At 73.7% G+C, this 16,806-nt stretch carries 16 protein-coding genes; 9 read left to right on the top strand and 7 right to left on the bottom strand.

Annotation, left to right across the window (positions count from 1 at the left end; genetic code table 11):
- The first annotated feature begins 33 nt into the window (after nt 1-33).
- The 3 genes from BLS43_RS06150 (at nt 34) to BLS43_RS06140 (ending at nt 4,466) form a co-directional block, all read left to right on the top strand.
- Entirely contained in the window at nt 34-906 is an 873-nt protein-coding gene (locus BLS43_RS06150; RefSeq protein WP_093078051.1) for an aldose 1-epimerase family protein, read from the top strand.
- 75 nt (nt 907-981) lie between these two features.
- Nucleotides 982-2,454 carry a mannitol dehydrogenase family protein gene (locus BLS43_RS06145; protein ID WP_093078048.1) on the top strand — a complete coding sequence of 491 codons (1,473 nt, stop codon included), beginning with the start codon at nt 982-984 and terminating at the stop codon, nt 2,452-2,454.
- Between the two features lie 113 nt (nt 2,455-2,567).
- Nucleotides 2,568-4,466, top strand: a complete 1,899-nt coding sequence (locus BLS43_RS06140; protein WP_093078046.1) for an ABC transporter ATP-binding protein — start codon at nt 2,568-2,570, stop codon at nt 4,464-4,466.
- Here BLS43_RS06140 and ppgK read toward each other — a convergent pair.
- Together ppgK and pgm are read right to left on the bottom strand one after the other, a co-directional pair.
- Nucleotides 4,435-5,178 (bottom strand): polyphosphate--glucose phosphotransferase, encoded by a 744-nt coding sequence (gene ppgK / locus BLS43_RS06135; protein ID WP_093078043.1) that lies wholly within the window; start codon nt 5,176-5,178, stop codon nt 4,435-4,437. The two genes, BLS43_RS06140 and ppgK, sit on opposite strands and share 32 nt — an antisense overlap.
- The gene (gene pgm, locus BLS43_RS06130) at nt 5,175-6,803 is read right to left on the bottom strand and encodes a phosphoglucomutase (alpha-D-glucose-1,6-bisphosphate-dependent) (protein ID WP_093078040.1); all 1,629 of its coding nucleotides are present in this window, start codon (nt 6,801-6,803) and stop codon (nt 5,175-5,177) included. The genes ppgK and pgm overlap by 4 nt, the downstream gene beginning before the upstream one ends.
- Before the next feature lie 84 nt (nt 6,804-6,887).
- Here pgm and BLS43_RS06125 point away from each other — a divergent pair, with 84 nt between their 5' ends.
- A complete protein-coding gene (locus BLS43_RS06125) occupies nt 6,888-7,754 on the top strand; it encodes an ABC transporter substrate-binding protein (RefSeq protein ID WP_093078547.1) in 867 nt (288 codons plus the stop codon).
- Between the two features lie 48 nt (nt 7,755-7,802).
- The gene (locus BLS43_RS06120) at nt 7,803-9,182 is read left to right on the top strand and encodes an MFS transporter (protein ID WP_093078036.1); all 1,380 of its coding nucleotides are present in this window, start codon (nt 7,803-7,805) and stop codon (nt 9,180-9,182) included.
- Here the strand turns inward: BLS43_RS06120 and BLS43_RS06115 are convergent.
- Nucleotides 9,148-10,215, bottom strand: a complete 1,068-nt coding sequence (locus BLS43_RS06115) for an AbrB family transcriptional regulator (RefSeq protein ID WP_218129723.1) — start codon at nt 10,213-10,215, stop codon at nt 9,148-9,150. The genes BLS43_RS06120 and BLS43_RS06115 overlap by 35 nt on opposite strands.
- A 47-nt stretch (nt 10,216-10,262) precedes the next feature.
- On the opposite strand from BLS43_RS06115, the gene BLS43_RS06110 reads away from it, so the two are divergent.
- On the top strand, nt 10,263-11,666 hold the full coding sequence (locus tag BLS43_RS06110) for a class I adenylate-forming enzyme family protein (RefSeq protein WP_218129722.1): 1,404 nt from the start codon (nt 10,263-10,265) through the stop codon (nt 11,664-11,666).
- A gap of 12 nt (nt 11,667-11,678) precedes the next feature.
- Nucleotides 11,679-11,936, top strand: a complete 258-nt coding sequence (locus BLS43_RS30440; RefSeq protein ID WP_281245817.1) for an AMP-binding enzyme — start codon at nt 11,679-11,681, stop codon at nt 11,934-11,936.
- Between the two features lie 210 nt (nt 11,937-12,146).
- Here the strand turns inward: BLS43_RS30440 and BLS43_RS06105 are convergent, their stop codons facing one another.
- Nucleotides 12,147-13,250 (bottom strand): hypothetical protein, encoded by a 1,104-nt coding sequence (locus BLS43_RS06105; RefSeq protein ID WP_093078032.1) that lies wholly within the window; start codon nt 13,248-13,250, stop codon nt 12,147-12,149.
- Nucleotides 13,251-13,362: 112 nt separating this feature from the next.
- On the opposite strand from BLS43_RS06105, the gene BLS43_RS06100 reads away from it, so the two are divergent.
- Both BLS43_RS06100 and BLS43_RS06095 read left to right on the top strand, forming a co-directional pair.
- Nucleotides 13,363-13,929: a hypothetical protein gene (locus BLS43_RS06100; RefSeq protein ID WP_093078541.1), complete on the top strand. Its 567-nt coding sequence runs from the start codon at nt 13,363-13,365 to the stop codon at nt 13,927-13,929.
- A gap of 11 nt (nt 13,930-13,940) precedes the next feature.
- A complete protein-coding gene (locus BLS43_RS06095) occupies nt 13,941-14,774 on the top strand; it encodes a hypothetical protein (RefSeq protein ID WP_093078029.1) in 834 nt (277 codons plus the stop codon).
- Nucleotides 14,775-14,823: 49 nt separating this feature from the next.
- Here the strand turns inward: BLS43_RS06095 and BLS43_RS06090 are convergent, their stop codons facing one another.
- From BLS43_RS06090 to BLS43_RS06080, 3 genes are read right to left on the bottom strand one after another with little or no spacing between them, the layout of a single operon-like run.
- Nucleotides 14,824-15,654, bottom strand: coding sequence for a family 1 encapsulin nanocompartment shell protein (locus BLS43_RS06090; RefSeq protein ID WP_093078026.1), 831 nt, complete (start codon nt 15,652-15,654; stop codon nt 14,824-14,826).
- Nucleotides 15,651-16,235 (bottom strand): hemerythrin domain-containing protein, encoded by a 585-nt coding sequence (locus tag BLS43_RS06085; protein WP_093078023.1) that lies wholly within the window; start codon nt 16,233-16,235, stop codon nt 15,651-15,653. The genes BLS43_RS06090 and BLS43_RS06085 overlap by 4 nt, the downstream gene beginning before the upstream one ends.
- 37 nt (nt 16,236-16,272) lie before the next feature.
- On the bottom strand, nt 16,273-16,806 hold the full coding sequence (locus tag BLS43_RS06080) for a YbhB/YbcL family Raf kinase inhibitor-like protein (RefSeq protein WP_093078020.1): 534 nt from the start codon (nt 16,804-16,806) through the stop codon (nt 16,273-16,275).

Genomic DNA, 16,806 nt, shown 5'->3' with positions numbered 1-16,806 from the left:
CACGTCCGTGGCGCCGGCAGGATCTCCGGCGTGATGGATCCGTGCGGTGAGCACTTCACGATCGTCTCCGGCGCGGCCCGGGCGGCGGTGAGCGAGGTCGGGGCGGGGCTGCGGTACTTCGCCGTCGGCGAGACCCTCTACACCGAGCCCGTCCCGGACGGCTCCCGTCCCCCGCGCGGTTCGGGCGCCCTGCTCGCGCCCTGGCCGAACCGGGTCGCGGGCGGCCGCTGGACGTGGGAGGGGCGGACCCAGCAGCTGGCGCTGAGCGAACCCGCCGCGGGCAACGCGATCCACGGCCTGCTCCGCCACGCCTTCTGGCGCCCCTCGGACCAGACGGACGCGGCGATCACCCTGACGGCGACCGCACCGCCGCAGAACGGGTGGCCGCAGCCGGTCACCGTCGCCGTCACCTACCGGGTCGGGGACGACGGGTTGTCCGTCGAGACCACCGCGACCAACGAGGGCTCCGGCCCGATCCCGTTCGGCCTCGGCTTTCACCCGTACCTGCGGGTCGGGGACACCCCGACCGACGACTGCACCCTCACCCTCGCCGCCCGCGCGCAGCTCCCGCTGCGCGACCAGATCCCGAGCGGCCCGCTCGCGCCGCGGGACACCACGTTCCCGCTGGCCACCACGACCCTGGACGACGCGTTCGGGGACTGCGTCCCCACCGACGGCCTCGTCCGCCACACCCTGACCGGTCCGGACGGCGGCGTCGAGCTCTGGGCGGACCCCGCCTTCGGGTGGGTGCAGGTGTTCACCCCGGACGACATGCCCGGCCACGGCCGGGCCGTCGCCGTCGAGCCCATGACGTGCCCGCCGGACGCCCTGAACTCCGGCACGGACCTGCAGATCCTCGAGCCGGGGGAGTCCTGGACCGGGAGCTGGGGGCTGCGTCCGTTCTGAGCCGGCTCCGCCCTGCCCCGGCGGCGGCGGGCCGTTAGGCTCGGCCCTCGTCGGAGCAGACGTGGGAGGAGAGCCATGGTGTCGCTGGTCGGGGGTGTGCCACCGCAGCTCGACGGGGTGGAGGTCCCGTCCTACGACCGGTCCGGGGTGACGGTCGGCATCGTCCACTTCGGAGTGGGCGGCTTCCATCGGGCGCACCAGGCGATGTACGTCGACGCCCTGATGAACGAGGGCGAGGCCCTGGACTGGGGCATCTGTGGCGTCGGCGTGCTGCCGGGGGACCGGCGGATGCAGGAGGTCCTGACCGCGCAGGAGGGGCTCTACACGCTCGTCGAGAAGCAGCCCGACGGGTCGCTGCGGCCGCGGGTGATCGGCTCGATCGTCGAGTACCTCTTCGCGCCGGACTCGCCCGAGGCCGTCATCGAGAAGATGGCCGCCGCAGGCACCCGGATCGTGTCGCTGACGATCACGGAGGGCGGCTACACGATCGACCAGGTCACCGGCGAGTTCGACGCCGAGGACCCCGCCGTCCGCGCCGACCTCGCCGCGGGCGCGGTGCCCGCCACGGTGTTCGGCCTGGTCACCGAGGCGCTGCGCCGCCGCCGCGAGCGCGGTCTGCCCGGCTTCACGATCATGAGCTGCGACAACATCCAGGGCAACGGCGACACCGCCGCCCGCACGTTCGCGGCGTTCGCGCGGCTCAAGGACGCCGAGCTGGCCACCTGGATCGAGGAGAACGTCGGCTTCCCGAACTCCATGGTGGACCGCATCACCCCCGCCACCAGCCCCGAGGACACCGCGCGCCTCGCCGAGGAGTTCGACCTGGAGGACGGGTGGCCGGTCGTCTGCGAGCCGTTCACGCAGTGGGTTCTCGAGGACCACTTCACGGCGGGCCGCCCGCCGTTCGAGGACGTCGGGGTGCAGCTCGTCGAGGACGTCGTCCCGTACGAGCTGATGAAGCTGCGCCTGCTCAACGCCGGGCACCAGGCCTTGGGCTACCTCGGCTTCCTGGCGGGTCACCGGTACGTCCACGAGGTGGCGGGCGACCCGCTGTTCGCCCGTTTCCTGCGCGCCTACATGGACCACGAGGGCACGCCGACGCTGTCTCCGGTCCCCGGCGTGGACCTCGACGAGTACAAGACGACGCTGATCGAGCGCTTCGCCAACCCCGGCGTCGCCGACACCCTGGCGCGCATCAACTTCGGCAGCTCCGACCGCATCTCGCTGTGGGTGCTCCCGGTGATCCGCCACCAGCTCGAGCACGGCGGCGAGCTGGAGCGCGCCGCCGCGGTCGTCGCGGGCTGGGCGCGCTACGCCGAGGGCGTCGACGAGAAGGGCGAACCGATCGACGTCCAGGACCGCCTCGCCGACACCCTGGTCCCGCTCGCGCGGACCCAGCGCGAGAACCCGACGGCGTTCATCGAGAACACCGCGGTCTTCGGCGACCTCGCCCGGCAGGAGCGCTTCCGCGAGGCCTACCTGTGGGCCCTGAACTCCCTGCACGACGAGGGCGCCCGCGCGACGGTGGAGGCGCTGGTCGCCCGCTGAGGTTGCGCACGGGTCGTGCGCTCAGTGCTGCATGATCGTCGGTTCCGTGCGCTGCGCGCTGTTGCCACCGCAACCAGAGCACGAAACGTGCGGCCACTCGGCACCATGGAGCGATGGGGGACTCACCGCCGCTGATCGGTGCGGCCGACATGGAGACGCCGTTCTACCTGAGGGACCAGCAGCGGGCGGCCGAGGCGGGGCCGTGGACCATCGCGCGCGGGCTGCCGCGCACGGTGTCGGTGCTGGTCGGGTGGGCGTGGCGCGCCTCGCCCGGGTTGACCGTGCTGTCCGGCGTCGTGAGCCTCGCCGCGGCGGGGGTCACCGCCTTCGGCCTGCTCGCGACGGCGGACGTCTTCACGGGTCTGCTCGCCGCCGTCCCGACACCGGAGCGCCTGCTCGCCGCGCTCCCCGCGATGGCGTGGGTCGTCGCCGCGCTGGCGGGCCGGGCGCTGCTGGACGCTGCCGCGGGGGCGGTGAAGTCGGAGCTGTCCCCGCGGATCGAGCGCGAGGCCGAGGACGAGCTGTACTCCCGGCTGGTGCGGGTGGAACTGATCGCGTTCGACGACCCGGACTTCGCCGAGCTGGTGCAGCGCAACGCCTACGGATCGATCATGCGCATCCGGATCGGCGTGGACCTGCTGGAGAACCTGATCGCCTCGACGGTCACCCTGCTCGCCGCGGTGGTCGCGGCGGCCGTGCTCCATCCCCTGCTCGCGCCGCTCGTGCTGATCACGGGGCTCCCGCAGGCCTGGGCGAGCGTGCGCGCCCGGCAGGCCGACATGGCCTCGATCGTGGAGCTGAACTCGGCGAACCGGCGGCGGGGGGTCACCGGATACCTGATCACCGGCCGGGACCCGGCGGCGGAGCTGCGCGCCTACACGGCCCGCGAGGTGGTGCTGCGGGAGCACCGGCGCATCGCCGCCGAGCTGATGCGCGGCGCGATCCGGCTGGGGCACCGGCAGAACCGCCTCGCGACGACCGGGCGCGGCCTGTCCGGCCTGGTCACCGGCGCGGCGTACGGCGTCCTCGCGCTGATCGCATGGGCGGGGTGGCTGCCGCTGGCCCTCGCCGGCACGGCGGTCGTCGCGATGCAGCGCGCGAGCGGCGCGATCCTGAGCGGTGTGTACGCGGTGAACGGCCTGTTCGAGGTGGGCGTGCACCTCGACCTGATGCAGACCTGCGTCGAGACCCTAGACGCCCGCACCCGACCACCCGGCGTCCGGGAGCTGCACGGCGACCCGGGAACGATCGAGCTGGCGCACGTGTCGTTCCGCTATCCCGGCGCCGCCGCGGACGCCCTGCACGACATCCACCTCACCTTCCGCCGCGGCGAGGTGATCGCCCTCGTGGGGGAGAACGGGTCGGGCAAGACCACCCTGTCCACCCTGCTCACCGGCCTGATGCTGCCCACCGCGGGCGAGGTGCGCTGGGACGGGGTGCCCACCTCCGCGGTCGACGAGGACGCGCTGCTCGACCGGGTCGGCGTCGTCCGGCAGGAGCCGCTGCGCTGGCCGATGACGGCGGAGAACAACGTCCGCATCGGCAGGCTCGAACGACCCGACCCCACCGACGCGGTGTTCCGGGACGCGGTGAACCGCTCCGGTGCCCACACCGTCGTCGACGAGGTCGGCCGGGACTCCATGCTGTCCAAGGAGTTCCAGGGCGGCCGGGACCTCTCCGGCGGGCAGTGGCAGCGCATCGGCGTCGCCCGCGGGCTCTACCGCGACGCGCCCGTCGTCGTGGCGGACGAGCCGACGGCGGCGATGGACGCCCGCGCCGAGAAGGCGGTGTTCGGGGCGTTGCGGGCCGGGGGTGCGGACCGGCTGACGGTCCTGGTCACCCACCGGCTCGCGAACATCCGGGACGCCGACCGGATCGTGGTGCTGCGGGACGGCCGCGTCCTCGAACAGGGCACGCACGAGGAGCTGATGGCCCTGGACGGCGAGTACGCGGAGCTCTACACCATCCAGGCCGAGGCGTTCACTCGTGCGCCAGCAGCGCCGCCCCGATGATCCCGGCCTCGTTGAGCAGCTCGGCGGGGACCAGGGGGGTGCGGGTGCTGACGTAGGGGCTCCAGCGGGAGAACTTCTTGCTCACCCCGCCGCCGACCACGATCAGGTCCGGCCACAGCAGGTTCTCGATGTGCTGGTAGTACCGCGTCAGCCGGGCTCCCCAGTCCTCCCAGGACAGGTCCTCGCGCTCGCGGGCCGAGTCGGCGGCGCGGGTCTCGTAGTCCACGCCGTCGAGCTCCACGTGGCCCAGCTCGGTGTTGGGGACCAGCCGCCCGCCGATCACCAGCGCCGACCCGATCCCCGTGCCCAGGGTGGACACGAGCACGGTTCCCTTGTGCCCCTTCGCCGCGCCGTACTCGACCTCCGCCATGCCCGCGGCGTCGGCGTCGTTCACCACGAGCGCCTTGCGCCCGGTGACGTGCTTGATCACGTGGTGGGCGTCCGCGCCGATCCAGGTCTTGTCCACGTTGGCCGCGGTCTGGGTGACCCCGTGCTGGACGACCGCGGGGAAGGTGCAGCCGAAGGGGTCCTTCCAGTCGAAGTGGTCGAGGATCTGCCCGACGACCTCCGCCACCGCCTCCGGGGTGGACGGCTGCGGCGTGGGGATGCGCAGCCGCTCGTCGGCGAGCTTCCCCTTCTCCAGGTCCACCGGCGCGCCCTTGATCCCGGACCCGCCGATGTCGATCCCCAGGCCGACGTGCTTGCGGCTCATGCCAGCGCCCCCTTGACGACGTCTTGTGCCTCTGCCTGGATCCGGCCCAGGTGCTCCGCGCCGAGGAAGCTCTCGGCGTAGACCTTGTACACGTCCTCGGTGCCGGACGGGCGGGCGGCGAACCAGCCGTTCTCCGTGGTCACCTTCAGCCCGCCGAGCGGGGCGCCGTTGCCCGGCGCCGTGGTCAGCCGGGCGGTGATCTCCTCGCCGGCCAGGGAGGTGGCCGTGACGTCCGAGGCGGACAGCCTGCCCAGCTTCGCCTTGTCCTCCCGCGAGCAGGCCACGTCGATCCGGGCGTAGGCGGGCGCGCCGAACCGCTCGGTCAGCTCGGCGTAGTGCTCCGACGGCGTCCGGCCGGTGACCGCGGTGATCTCACCGGCGAGCAGGCAGAGGATGATCCCGTCCTTGTCCGTCGACCACGGGCGGCCGTCCGTGCGCAGGAACGACGCCCCCGCGCTCTCCTCGCCGCCGAACGCGATGCTCCCGTCGCGCAGGCCGGGGACGAACCACTTGAACCCGACCGGCACCTCGAGCAGCTCCCGGCCCAGGTCGGCGGCCACCCGGTCGATCATCGACGAGCTCACCGCCGTCTTCCCGACGGCCGCGCCCGCGGGCCAGCCGGGGCGGTGCGCGTAGAGGTACCCGATGGCGACGGCGAGGTAGTGGTTCGGGTTCATCAGCCCGGCGTCCCGGGTGACGATGCCGTGCCGGTCGGAGTCCGCGTCGTTGCCGGTGGAGATCGTGAACCGGTCCTTGCCCGCGACGAGCGAGGCCATGGCGTAGGGGGAGGAGCAGTCCATGCGGATCTTGCCGTCCCAGTCCAGGGTCATGAACGCGAACGTCGGGTCGACCGCCGGGTTCACCACCGTCAGGTCGAGCTTGTAGCGCTCGGCGATGGCGCCCCAGTAGTCCACGGACGCGCCGCCGAGCGGGTCGGCGCCCAGCACCACCCCGGCGCCGCGCACGGCGTCGAGGTCCACGACGGAGCCGAGGTCGCTGACATAGGCGTCGAGGAAGTCGTACGTGCCGCGCTCGGCCCGCTCGATCGGGGTCCGCCGCACCCCGCGCAGCCCGGCCTCCAGGAGCTCGTTCGCGCGGTCGGCGATCCAGCCGGTCGCGTCCGTGCCCGCGGGTCCGCCGTCCGGCGGGTTGTACTTGAAGCCGCCGTCCGCGGGCGGGTTGTGCGAGGGCGTGACGACGACGCCGTCCGCGAGCCCCGCGGTGCGCCCCGCGTTGTGGGTGAGGATCGCGTGCGAGACGGCCGGGGTGGGCGTCCAGCGGTCGCGGCTGTCCACCAGCACCCGGACCCCGTTGGCGGACAACACCTCCACCGCGGTGACCCAGGCGGGGTCGGACAGGGCGTGGGTGTCCTTGCCGAGGAACAGCGGGCCGTCGGTGCCCTGTTGCGCGCGGTACTCCGCGATGGCCTGGCTCGTGGCGGCGATGTGGTCGTCGTTGAACGTGGCGCTCAGCGCGGACCCGCGGTGCCCCGAGGTCCCGAACGCCACCCGCTGGGCGGCCACGGCGGGATCGGGGTGCACGTCCGCGTACGCGGCGAGCAGCGCCGACAGGTCGACGAGGTCCTCGGGCAGGGCGGGGGTGCCCGCCCGCGGGTGGTTGGCCATGACCGGCAGCCTACGGCTGCTCGTGAGCGGCAAGTAGTGCTGGAGCACCACTCGCCACGCACGGGCGGCCGTAGGCTGCCGGTCATGCGGATCGCGTCGTTGCTGCCCGCCGCCACCGAGATCACCCTGCGGCTCGGGCTGCGGGACTCCCTCGCCGCCGTCACGTTCGAGTGTCCGGCGCCCGGGGTGCCCGTCGTGGTGGACACCGCGATCCCGCCGGGGCTCGCGCCCGCGGAGATCGACGCGTGGGTCGGCGAGCGGGCCGCCGCCGGCCTGCCGCTGTACGAGCTGGATCGGGCCGCCCTGCGGGAGATCGAGCCCGACCTGATCCTCACCCAGGACCTCTGCCGCGTCTGCGCGCTGCCCGCGGGCACCGTCGAGGAGGCGCTGGCCGAGATCGGGTCCGCCGCCACCGTCGTCTCCGTGGACCCGCACACGCTCGACGACGTCCTCGTCGCGATCGCGGACGTCGGCGCGGCGGCGGGGGCGCACCACGCGGCGTCGCAGCTGGTCCGGGACCTGACGGACCGCCTGGCCGCCGTCGCCGCGGCCGTCGCCGACGCGCCCCGCCCCCGGGTCCTGGTCCTGGAGTGGACCGATCCGGCCTACGTCCCCGGGCACTGGGTGCCCGAGCTGGTGCGGCGTGCGGGCGGGGAGCCGCTCGCGGGGATCGAGGGCGGGCGCAGCGTCGCGGCGGAGTGGTCCGCGCTGCAGGCCCTGACCCCCGACGTCGTCGTGGTCGCCCCCTGCGGCTTCGGCCTCGACGACGCCGTCGCCCAGGCGGGGCCCGTCCGCGACCGGTTCCCCGGGGTGCCGGTCGTGGCGATCGACTCCGCCGAGCTCGTCGTCAAGGCGGGCCCCGGGCTCGTCGACGGGATCGAGGCGCTGGCCTGGGTCCTGCACCCCGCGCGCGTCCCCCAGCCTCCGGCAGGCCGGATCATCCGGACATAACACGTTCTCGCTCGGCATACATGGTGAGCCTCGGTTCACGATGCGGGTATGACATCGACGTCGCACAGCACGGCGGCCGAGATCCACGCACGGATGGACCGGTTGCCGATCACCCCACGACACCGCTTCGCGGTGGTCGCCGTCGGCATCGGGATGTTCTTCGACCTCTACGAGGTCTTCCTCGCCGGGACCCTCGCGACCGTGCTCGGCAAGGAGTTCGGGGTCACCGGCACGGCCCAGAAGCTGGTGCTCGCCTCGGCGTTCATCGGCGCGTTCCTGGGGGCGATCACGTTGTCCCGGTTGGCCGACCGGCTCGGGCGCAGGCGCGCGTTCTTCCTGACGCTCGGGATCTACTCGGTGTTCTCGGTGCTCGCCGCGTTCAGCCCGAACGTCGAGCTGTTGATCCTGTTCCGGTTCCTCGCCGGGGTCGGGATCGGCGCCGAGCTGCCGCTGTGCGACGCCTACCTCTCGGACCTGCTGCCCGCCCGCAAGCGCGGCCGCATGATCGCGTGGGCGTACACGCTGGGCTTCTGCGGCGTGCCGGTGGCGGGGCTGCTGGCGCGGGTGATCACCCCGCACACCTTCCTGGGGCTCGAGGGCTGGCGCTGGATGTTCCTGCTCGGCGGGATCGGCGCGATCCTCTGCTGGGCGATGCGGCGCGGGCTGCCGGAGTCGCCGCGGTGGCTGGCCTCGGTCGGTCGCGGCGAGGAGGCGGATGCGGTGGTCCGCACGTTCGAGGCGCAGGCGGGTGCGCTGGCGCCCCCGGAGCCGGTCGCCGACACCGCGCCGCCGAAGCGCGAGCCCGTGCGCGCCCTGTTCCGCGCGCCCTGGCGGACCCGCACGATCATGCTGTGGATCTTCCAGCTCTTCCAGACCTTCGGCTACTACGGCTTCGGCACGCTGGTCCCGTTGGTGTTGGCGGCCAAGGGGTACGACGTCGTCCAGGGGCTGACCTTCACCGCCCTGTCCTTCCTCGGCTACCCGATCGGCTCGGCGCTGTCCATCCCGCTGATCGAACGGTTCGAGCGCAAGACGATGATCGTCGGTGCGGCGCTCGGGATGATCGTGCTCGGCCTGGCCTTCGGCTACTCGAGCAGCGCGGTGGCCATCGTGCTGCTCGGCTTCGGATACACCGTGGTCAGCAACCTGTTCTCCAACGGCTTCCACGTCTACTCGGGCGAGCTCTTCCCGACGACGCTGCGGGCCACCGGCGCGGGCTCGGCCTACTCGCTGTCCCGGCTCGCGACCGCGGTGATGCCGTTCCTGCTGGTCCCGCTGCTGGACTCGGCCGGTCCGACGGCCGTGTTCGCCGCCATCGCGGGGGCGATGCTGATCGTCGCGGTGGACGTCGCCGTGCTCGGGCCGCGCACGACCGGCCGGAGCCTCGCGGACATCAGCTCCACCGCCGGCCCACCAGCCGCGCGATGAACGGGGCCACGAGCAGCATCAGGATCACCCGCACCACCTGGACGGCGACGACGAACGTCACGTCCCCGCCCGAGGAGATCGCCGTGGCCAGCACGGCGTACACCCCGCCCGGGGTCGTGGCCAGGTAGCCGTCGAGCAGCGAGGCGTCCGTGGTCCACGAGAGCACCAGGCCCAGCCCCGCGCAGGCCGCGACGATCGCCAGGATCAGCGCCGTCGCGGCCGGGAGCACCCGCAGCACGATGCGCAGGGCGGGTCGGGTGAACCGCAGGCCCGCCTGCCAGCCGATCACCGCGTAGGCGACGTCGACCAGCGGCTCGGGCGGGGACGCGCCGAAGGTGAGCCCGCCCAGACTCAGCGCCAGCGCCAGCACCATCGGCCCGAGCAGCGCCCCCGCGGGCACGTGCAGCCGGTTCGCGACCGGCACGCCGACCAGTGCGCAGACCGCGACCAGGGCGAGCCCCAGGTACCAGGGCGCGGAGCTAGTCTGGGCCCCACCGCCGACGCCGACGTGGGCGGCACCGAACACCGCCGTCGCCACGATCGGCATGGTGGCCGTGACCATCCCGACCCGCAGGTACTGGATCACCGACACGATCCGCTCGTCCCCGCCGAGCTCGCGGGTGACGGCCACCAGCCCCGAGGCGCCGCCCGCGGTCAGCGCGAGCATCCCGGTCAGCGGGGAGACGCCGCGCTGCAGGCCCAGCAACAGCCCGGCGGCCATGCTCACCGCGAGCGTGCCGAGGCTGACGAGCAGGACCGGGAGCCAGTCGACGGCGACGGACGACAGGGTCCCGGGCGTGGCCAACACCCCGATGACGACGCCGATCACGGCCTGCGCCCCGGACGTCGCAGGCCGCGCGACGCGCTCCGGCCCGATCCCGATCAACGCCAGGACGGTGGCCACCGCGAGGCCCGCGAACAGGGCGGGGGAGGGCACACCGAGCGCCTGCAGCACCGCCGTGAGCCCGACGGTGAGGACGAGCAGCAGGGCCCACCGGCCCCACGGGAAGCCCTTGATCCGTTGCACCGCCACACCGTGACCCTGTCATGCCGCGGTTGCGGCGTGGCAGGGTGATCGACATGAGCGGAGTCGACGACGACCTCCTTCCCGCCGCGGAGACCCCGGTCGGCCGCGCGCTCGCCGAGCTGACGGCTCCGGGCGGCGAGTTCCCGCTGCGGGAGGAGACCGTCCGGGGGATCCCGATGCGCGTCTACGCGACCGGGCCCACCACCCTGGCGGAGATCCTGCACGCCTCCGCCGTGTTCGCCGAACGCCCGCACTGGGTCTACGCGGACGAGGAGCGCAGCTACGGGGAGCACCTGCGGCAGGTCTACGGCCTGGCCGACGCGCTGCTCACCCGGTACGGGCTGGCGCCCGGGGACCGCGTCGGGATCGCGATGCGCAACTACCCGGAGTGGAGCGTCGCGTTCTGGGCGGCGCAGGTCGCCGGCCTGGTCGCGGTGCCGCTCAACGCCTGGTGGACGGCGGGGGAGCTGGTCTGGGCGGTCGGCGACTCCGGTGCGCGGCTGGTGGTGGCGGACGGCGAGCGCGCCCCGGGGCTGGTGGGGCACGTCCCGGTGGTGCGGGTCCGGGGGACCGGGGAGTCGGACGCCCGGGAGTGGGCGGAGCTGATGGCCTCGCTCGATCCCGCCGCGGGCCCGCCGCCGGTCACCGTGGCCCCGGACGACCTCTCCACGATCCTCTACACCTCCGGCACCACCGGGCGTCCGAAGGGCGCGGTGCACACCCACCGCAACCACGTCACCAACGCGCTGAACACCATGCTCACCGCGCGGGCCGGACTGCGTGCCCGCGGCGCGACCCCCGGCGGACCGACCGGGGTGCTGCTGACCTACCCGCTCTTCCACATCGCCGGGCTCAACAGCCTGTACGGGCAGGTCCTGACCGGCGGCTCGGTGGCCACGTTGTACCGCTGGGACCGCGCCGAGGCCCGACGGCTGGTGCGCACCCACCGCCTCACCGGCGCCGCCGGCGTCCCGACGACGCTGGGCGAGCTGGCCGAGGACGCGATCGCGCACCCCGACGAGCTGGGCACCCTGAACCGGTTCGCCATGGGCGGGGCGCCGATCCCGCCGGAGCTGGTGCGGCGCATCGGCGCCGGGCTCGGCCCTCATGCGTCCAACGGCTACGGCCTCACCGAGACGACGTCCGCGGTGTGCGCCAACGTGTCCACGGACTTCCAGGCCCACCCGGACAGCGTCGGGCGGCCGGCGCCCGGGGCGGACCTGCGGATCGTGGACCCGGAGACGCTGCGCGACGTCGACGGCGTCGGGGAGCTGTGGTTCCGCGGGCCGAACGTCGTGTCGGGCTACTGGAACAACACGGTCGCGACCGCCGCCGCGTTCGTCGACGGGTGGTTCCGCACCGGGGACCTCGGGTACGTCGAGCGGGGCTGGGTGTACGTGGTGGACCGGCTCAAGGACGTGGTGATCCGCGGCGGCGAGAACGTCTACAGCTCCTAGGTCGAGGCCGCGCTGCACGAGCTGCCGTGGGTGGCGGAGGTGGCGGTCTACGGCGTCCCGCACCCGACGCTGGGCGAGGAGGTCGCGGTCGCGGTGCGGGTCCGGCCGGGCGCGACCGGCACCATCGAGGAGCTGCAGCACCACGTGGCCGAGCGGGTGGCGACCTTCGCCGTGCCCACCCACGTGCGGTTCTGGACCGAGCCGCTCCCGCGCACCGCGACGGGCAAGCCGCTCAAACGGGAGCTCCGCGACGCCCCCTCCCCACGGTGATCATCAGACGCTGAGGGTTCGCTCGGCCGACCTGACCAGCCTTGAGCGCCTGCTGATCATGCTGTGGGGTGATCATCAGGCGCTCGCGGTTCGCACGCGATGCGAAATGAGCCCTCAGCGCCTGTTGATCATGCGGAGTGGAGATCATCAGGCGCTGAGGGTTCGCGGGTTGTGCCCCTCAGCCCTGAGCGCCTGGTGATCAGAAGGCTGTCACTGGAGCGAGTCGAGCAGGGCCTCGGCCTTCGCGAGCGCGGCGGCGGCGTCCCGGGCGGCCCGGCTCGCCTCGCGTTCGGCCCGCGCGGCGTCCTTCACCGCGGACTGTGCGGCGGTGCGGGCCTCCCGGGCGCGGTCGAGCTCGGCGGTGAGCTGCTCGACGCGGGCGCCGGCGTCGTCGCGCTCGGACTCGGCGTCCCGGAGGGTGGCGGTGGCGTCCTCGTGGGCGTCCGCGGCCCGTTCCGCGGTGCGGCGGGACTCGGCGACCGCCTCCTCGGCCGCGGCCCGCTCCCGTTGGCGGCGCTCCGCCTCCGCCCGCTCGGCCCGCTCCCGTTCGCGGCGCTCCGCCTCGGACTCCGTGTCGGACTCCGTGTCGGACTCCCTGTCGGACGGAGCGTCGGACGGCGACTCGGTGGTCTCGGGCGTCTCCAGGACGTCGTCCCCCGGCTCGCCCGGTCCGACGGTCCGGCGGCCGCGACGCGGCTCGACGCCCGGGAGGCCCTGACCGGGCCTGCCCGGCGCGGGACGGCGGGGGGTGCGGGCCGTGCGCGGCTCGCGCGGCTCCCGGGTGCCCGGCCGGGCCGCGGCGCGGCCGCCGAGCGAGGACGCACCCGCCTCCGGGCCGAAACCCGACCAGCTGACGGTGCGGGTCAGTCGTCCCGAACGGACCTCGTCGGCGATGTCGGGGTCGGCGAGGGCGGCGTCCAGGATGCCGCGCAGGTCCCGCTCGACGCTCTCGGTGACCCGGTGGCCGTCGGCGGCCGCGATGCGGCGGGCCTCCCGGGCCATCGCCCCGACGAGCTTGGACCGCTGGGCGGACAAGGCGCGCAGCTGCGCGCCGTCGAGCGCGCGCTGGGCGGAGTTGAGCTCGCCCGCGAGGTCCAGCAGCGCGTCGAGCTGGTCGCCGCGCTCCCGGGCGAGCAGGTTGGCGAGCCAGGCGGCCTGGTTCGGCCTGCGCAGCCTGCCGATCGCCTTCGCGGCCTCCTTGTCGTCGGCGGCCTTCGCCTCCGCGACCAGCTCGTCGCGGACGGGCACGAAGTCCTCCGGCGGGACGCCGTAGAGCTCGTCCGCGGCCGCTTCGATCCGGGTGGCGGTATCCATTCCCTCGGATGACACGGAGTGATTCCTCCTCCCTCACATCAGTGTGATGGCGGTCACAGATCGAGAGTGAACCACCGGATTGTGACGGCGCGCGGTGGGGCACCCGGAGGGCATGAGCAGCACCGCAGTCATCGTAGTGATCGTCGTCGTGGTGATCGCGCTCCTGGCCGTGGTGGCCTTCGCGTGGTCGCGTGCCGGGAAGCGCCGCAGCGCGCGGCTGAGAGAACGCTTCGGTCCCGAGTACGACCGTCAGCTCGCCGAGACCGGGGACCCCGCCGAGACCGACCGGGTGCTCGCCGAGCGCGAGAAGCGGCATCGCGCGTTGCCGCTGCGCGAGCTCGACGAGCGCGAGCGGGCCACCTTCGAGCAGCGCTGGACGAGCGTGCAGGCGGAGTTCGTCGACGACCCGGACCGGGCCGTCGAACACGCCGACGCGCTGGTCGACGAGCTGATGTCCGCCCGCGGCTACCCCGTCGACGACGCCGACGAGCGCGCCAAGGACGTCGCCGTCGAGCATCCCGTGGTCGTCCAGCGCTACCGCGAGGCGCGGCGCATCGCCGCCGCCAACCGCGACCACCGCGCGGACACCGAGGACCTGCGCGGTGCCGTCACGGCCTACCGCGAGCTCGTCGAGGCCCTGCTGGGCCGCGACACCGGCCGCACCAACACCCACGCCTGAGGAGAGACGACATGAGCGACGACGACCGCACCTTCATGGACAAGGTCCTCGGCCGGGACGAGCCGCGCGCCACGACGTCCGCCACCGACACCCGCGACCGGCCCGCCGACGAGTTCCCCGCCCCGCGCGACCACGGCGAGCACACCACCGGGCACCACACCGAGCACCCCACGGGGCCGACCGGCGACCACACGCGCAGGGACGACATGCGCGTCGTCGACGTCCCCCGCGGCGACGCGCCGCACGACGCGGACCGAGGCACCGACCCGCACCCCACCGACCCAGACCGCACCGATCCGCGCCCCACCGACTCGCACCGCACGGACTCGCACCGCACCGACCCGCACGGCACCCACGCCCACGACGCCGTCCGCGACCCCGCGCCCGCGGACGACACCTGGCGCGAACCCACGCCGGACACCGACGCCGGACCCACCTCGGACACCGACAGTGCGCCGGGACGCACCGACCCGCACCCCGACGCACAGCCCGACTCGGCGCGCCGCGACCAGCACGACGGCGGGTCCTACTCCGACCGCCTCGGCGCCCGGGACCCGCAGGCGCAGACGGGGGAGCAGGCCGTCGCGCTCGTCCCCACCGACCGGGCCGAGGACTACCGGCACCGGTGGGAGGGACTCAAGGCCTCCTTCGTCGACGAGCCGCGCGGCGCGGTCCGGGTCGCGAACGAGCTGGTCGGGCACGTCCTCGACGACGTCGCGGAGCTGTTCGCCACGCAGCGCGCCGACCTGGAGCGGGACCTGCGCAACGAGGAGGCGGACACCGAGCAGCTCCGCCAGGCCCTCAACCGCTACCGCGCCTTCTTCGACCGCCTGCTCACCCTCTGACCACCCGTGAGTGGCGATGGTCGCCAGAGCGACCATCGCCACTCACGGATCAGGTGCTGAAGACGATGCCGGCGTCCGGCTCGAGGACGCGGAAGGTGAAGGACTCCTCGAGGTAGAGGGAGACCGTGTCGGCGTCGTGGCTGAGATAGCCGACGGAGAGGTCCTGCCCCACGTCCAGCACGAAGTCTCCGCCGCGCTCGCTGACCAGGACGGCGCCGTCCACCCCCGCCGTCCAGATGACGTGGCCGCGCAGGATGTTCTTGAGGTGGTCGAACAGCAGGTAGCCGCCGTGCTCGGTGGTCTCGACGATCCTGGTGTAGAGATCGGGGGAGACCAGCAGCGAGTACGGGCCGCCGATCCCGTTGCGGCGCAGGGCGTCCACACCGCGGGCCACGGCGCCGGGCCAGGTCAGGCAGTCCGCGCCCAAGGCGGGCGACGGGTACGGCGAGACCTGCGCGATCCCCTCCACCTGGGCGGCCGGCCAGCCGTGGAAGATCGCCCGGTTCTCCACCTCCGCCGCGACCCGGGCGGCCCGCGCGAGGTCGTCGAGATCAGGGTCGGGGGCGCCGCGCTGGATGTCGTCGATCTCCGCGCGGCTCACCGTGAACGGCACCCGCACCTCGGCGAGGGGTTGGACGCGCCGCACGGACGTGCGGACCCCGTCCGCGCCGTCGACGCCCGGCGGCGGGCCGGCCAGGGCGGTGCTGCGACCGAGCGAGTACGCGGAGCGGCGCCAGCCGCCCGCGCCGACGAAGTCGACGACCTTGCGGGCCGACAGGAGCGGGGTGAGGCGCTCACGGGCCTCGTCGTCGATGGCCTTCCATGACTCGGTCGGGATGGGCGCGTGCGCCCGGAGGAGATGGTCGGAGGATGCGGTCACGGTCGTCCTTTCAAGCTGCCGATGCCGAGCGAGACGTCGCCGGACGAGTCCGACGGCGGAGCGATCTCCCGCTCGATGTCGTCGACGTACTGGTGCGGGTCCTTGTCCACGACGTCGAGCCCGCGGGTGCCCGCGTGCCGCTGGGTGAACTCGGTGAACCGGGCCCCGAGCGCGTCGCGGAGCCCGCTCGGGGCGTGGAGCCGGAAGTCGGGGAGGCCCTCGTTCTCCTCCTCGCCCATGTGTTCGTCGTTCGCGGCCCGGGCCGCGTCGACGCCCTCCCACCACCCGGCGCTCCCGACGGGGTACCGGTCGGCCTGCCGCACGCCGTCCCGGATGTCGTTGTGGTCGCCGATGGCGTCGAGCGTCTCCTCCTGGGGGTCGTTCTCCCCGGAGCGGAGCAGCGCGGGATAGAAGATGCGCTCCTCCGCCTCGGCGTGGACGTCCAGCAGGTCGGCGAGCGGACGCCAGATCTCGCGCAGGGTGGTGGGATCGGCCTCGGCGACACGTTGGTGGTCCAGCTCCGCGAAGCGGCGCCGGAACCACTCGTGATCGTCGAGGATCAGGTCGGTGATGTCGGGCACGGCGGGGACGCTAGCGCTCCCCGGCCGTGCCCGCAGGTCAGCCCGTGTTCTCGTGCGTGGCGACGAGCGTGGCGCGCGCGAGGGTGTGGCTGAACAGGTTGAACCCGAGGAAGGCGTTGGACGCCTCCTCCGGGATGCCCAGGCTCTCCACGTCCACCGCGTGCACCACGAAGAAGTACCGGTGCGGGCCGTGTCCGGGCGGCGGGGCGGCACCCAGGAAGCGCTTGAGCCCGCCGTCGTTGGCCAGGGTGAACGCGCCCCCGGGCAGGTCCGCGCCCTCGTCGCCCGCGTTCGTCGGCAGCGAGGTGGTCGAGGCGGGCAGGTCGACGACCGCCCAGTGCCAGAAGCCCGACGCCGTGGGCGCGTCCGGGTCGTAGCAGGTCACGACGAAGGACTTGGTCTCGGCGGGGAACCCGCTCCAGGTCAGGGAGGGCGAGACGTCCTCGCCGCCGGGGACGCCGAAGATGCCGGAGAGCTGAGCAGTGGCGAGGGTGCCGCCGTCCTTGACGTCGGTGCTCGTCACGTCGAACGACGGGACCTGGGGCAGGTCGCTGTAGGGATCGTGGCTCAT

The sequence above is a fragment of the Pseudonocardia oroxyli genome (assembly GCF_900102195.1).
Taxonomy (GTDB): domain Bacteria; phylum Actinomycetota; class Actinomycetes; order Mycobacteriales; family Pseudonocardiaceae; genus Pseudonocardia; species Pseudonocardia oroxyli.
Note: the sequence above shows the minus strand (reverse complement) of the source record. Positions and strands in the feature narration are given on the sequence as shown.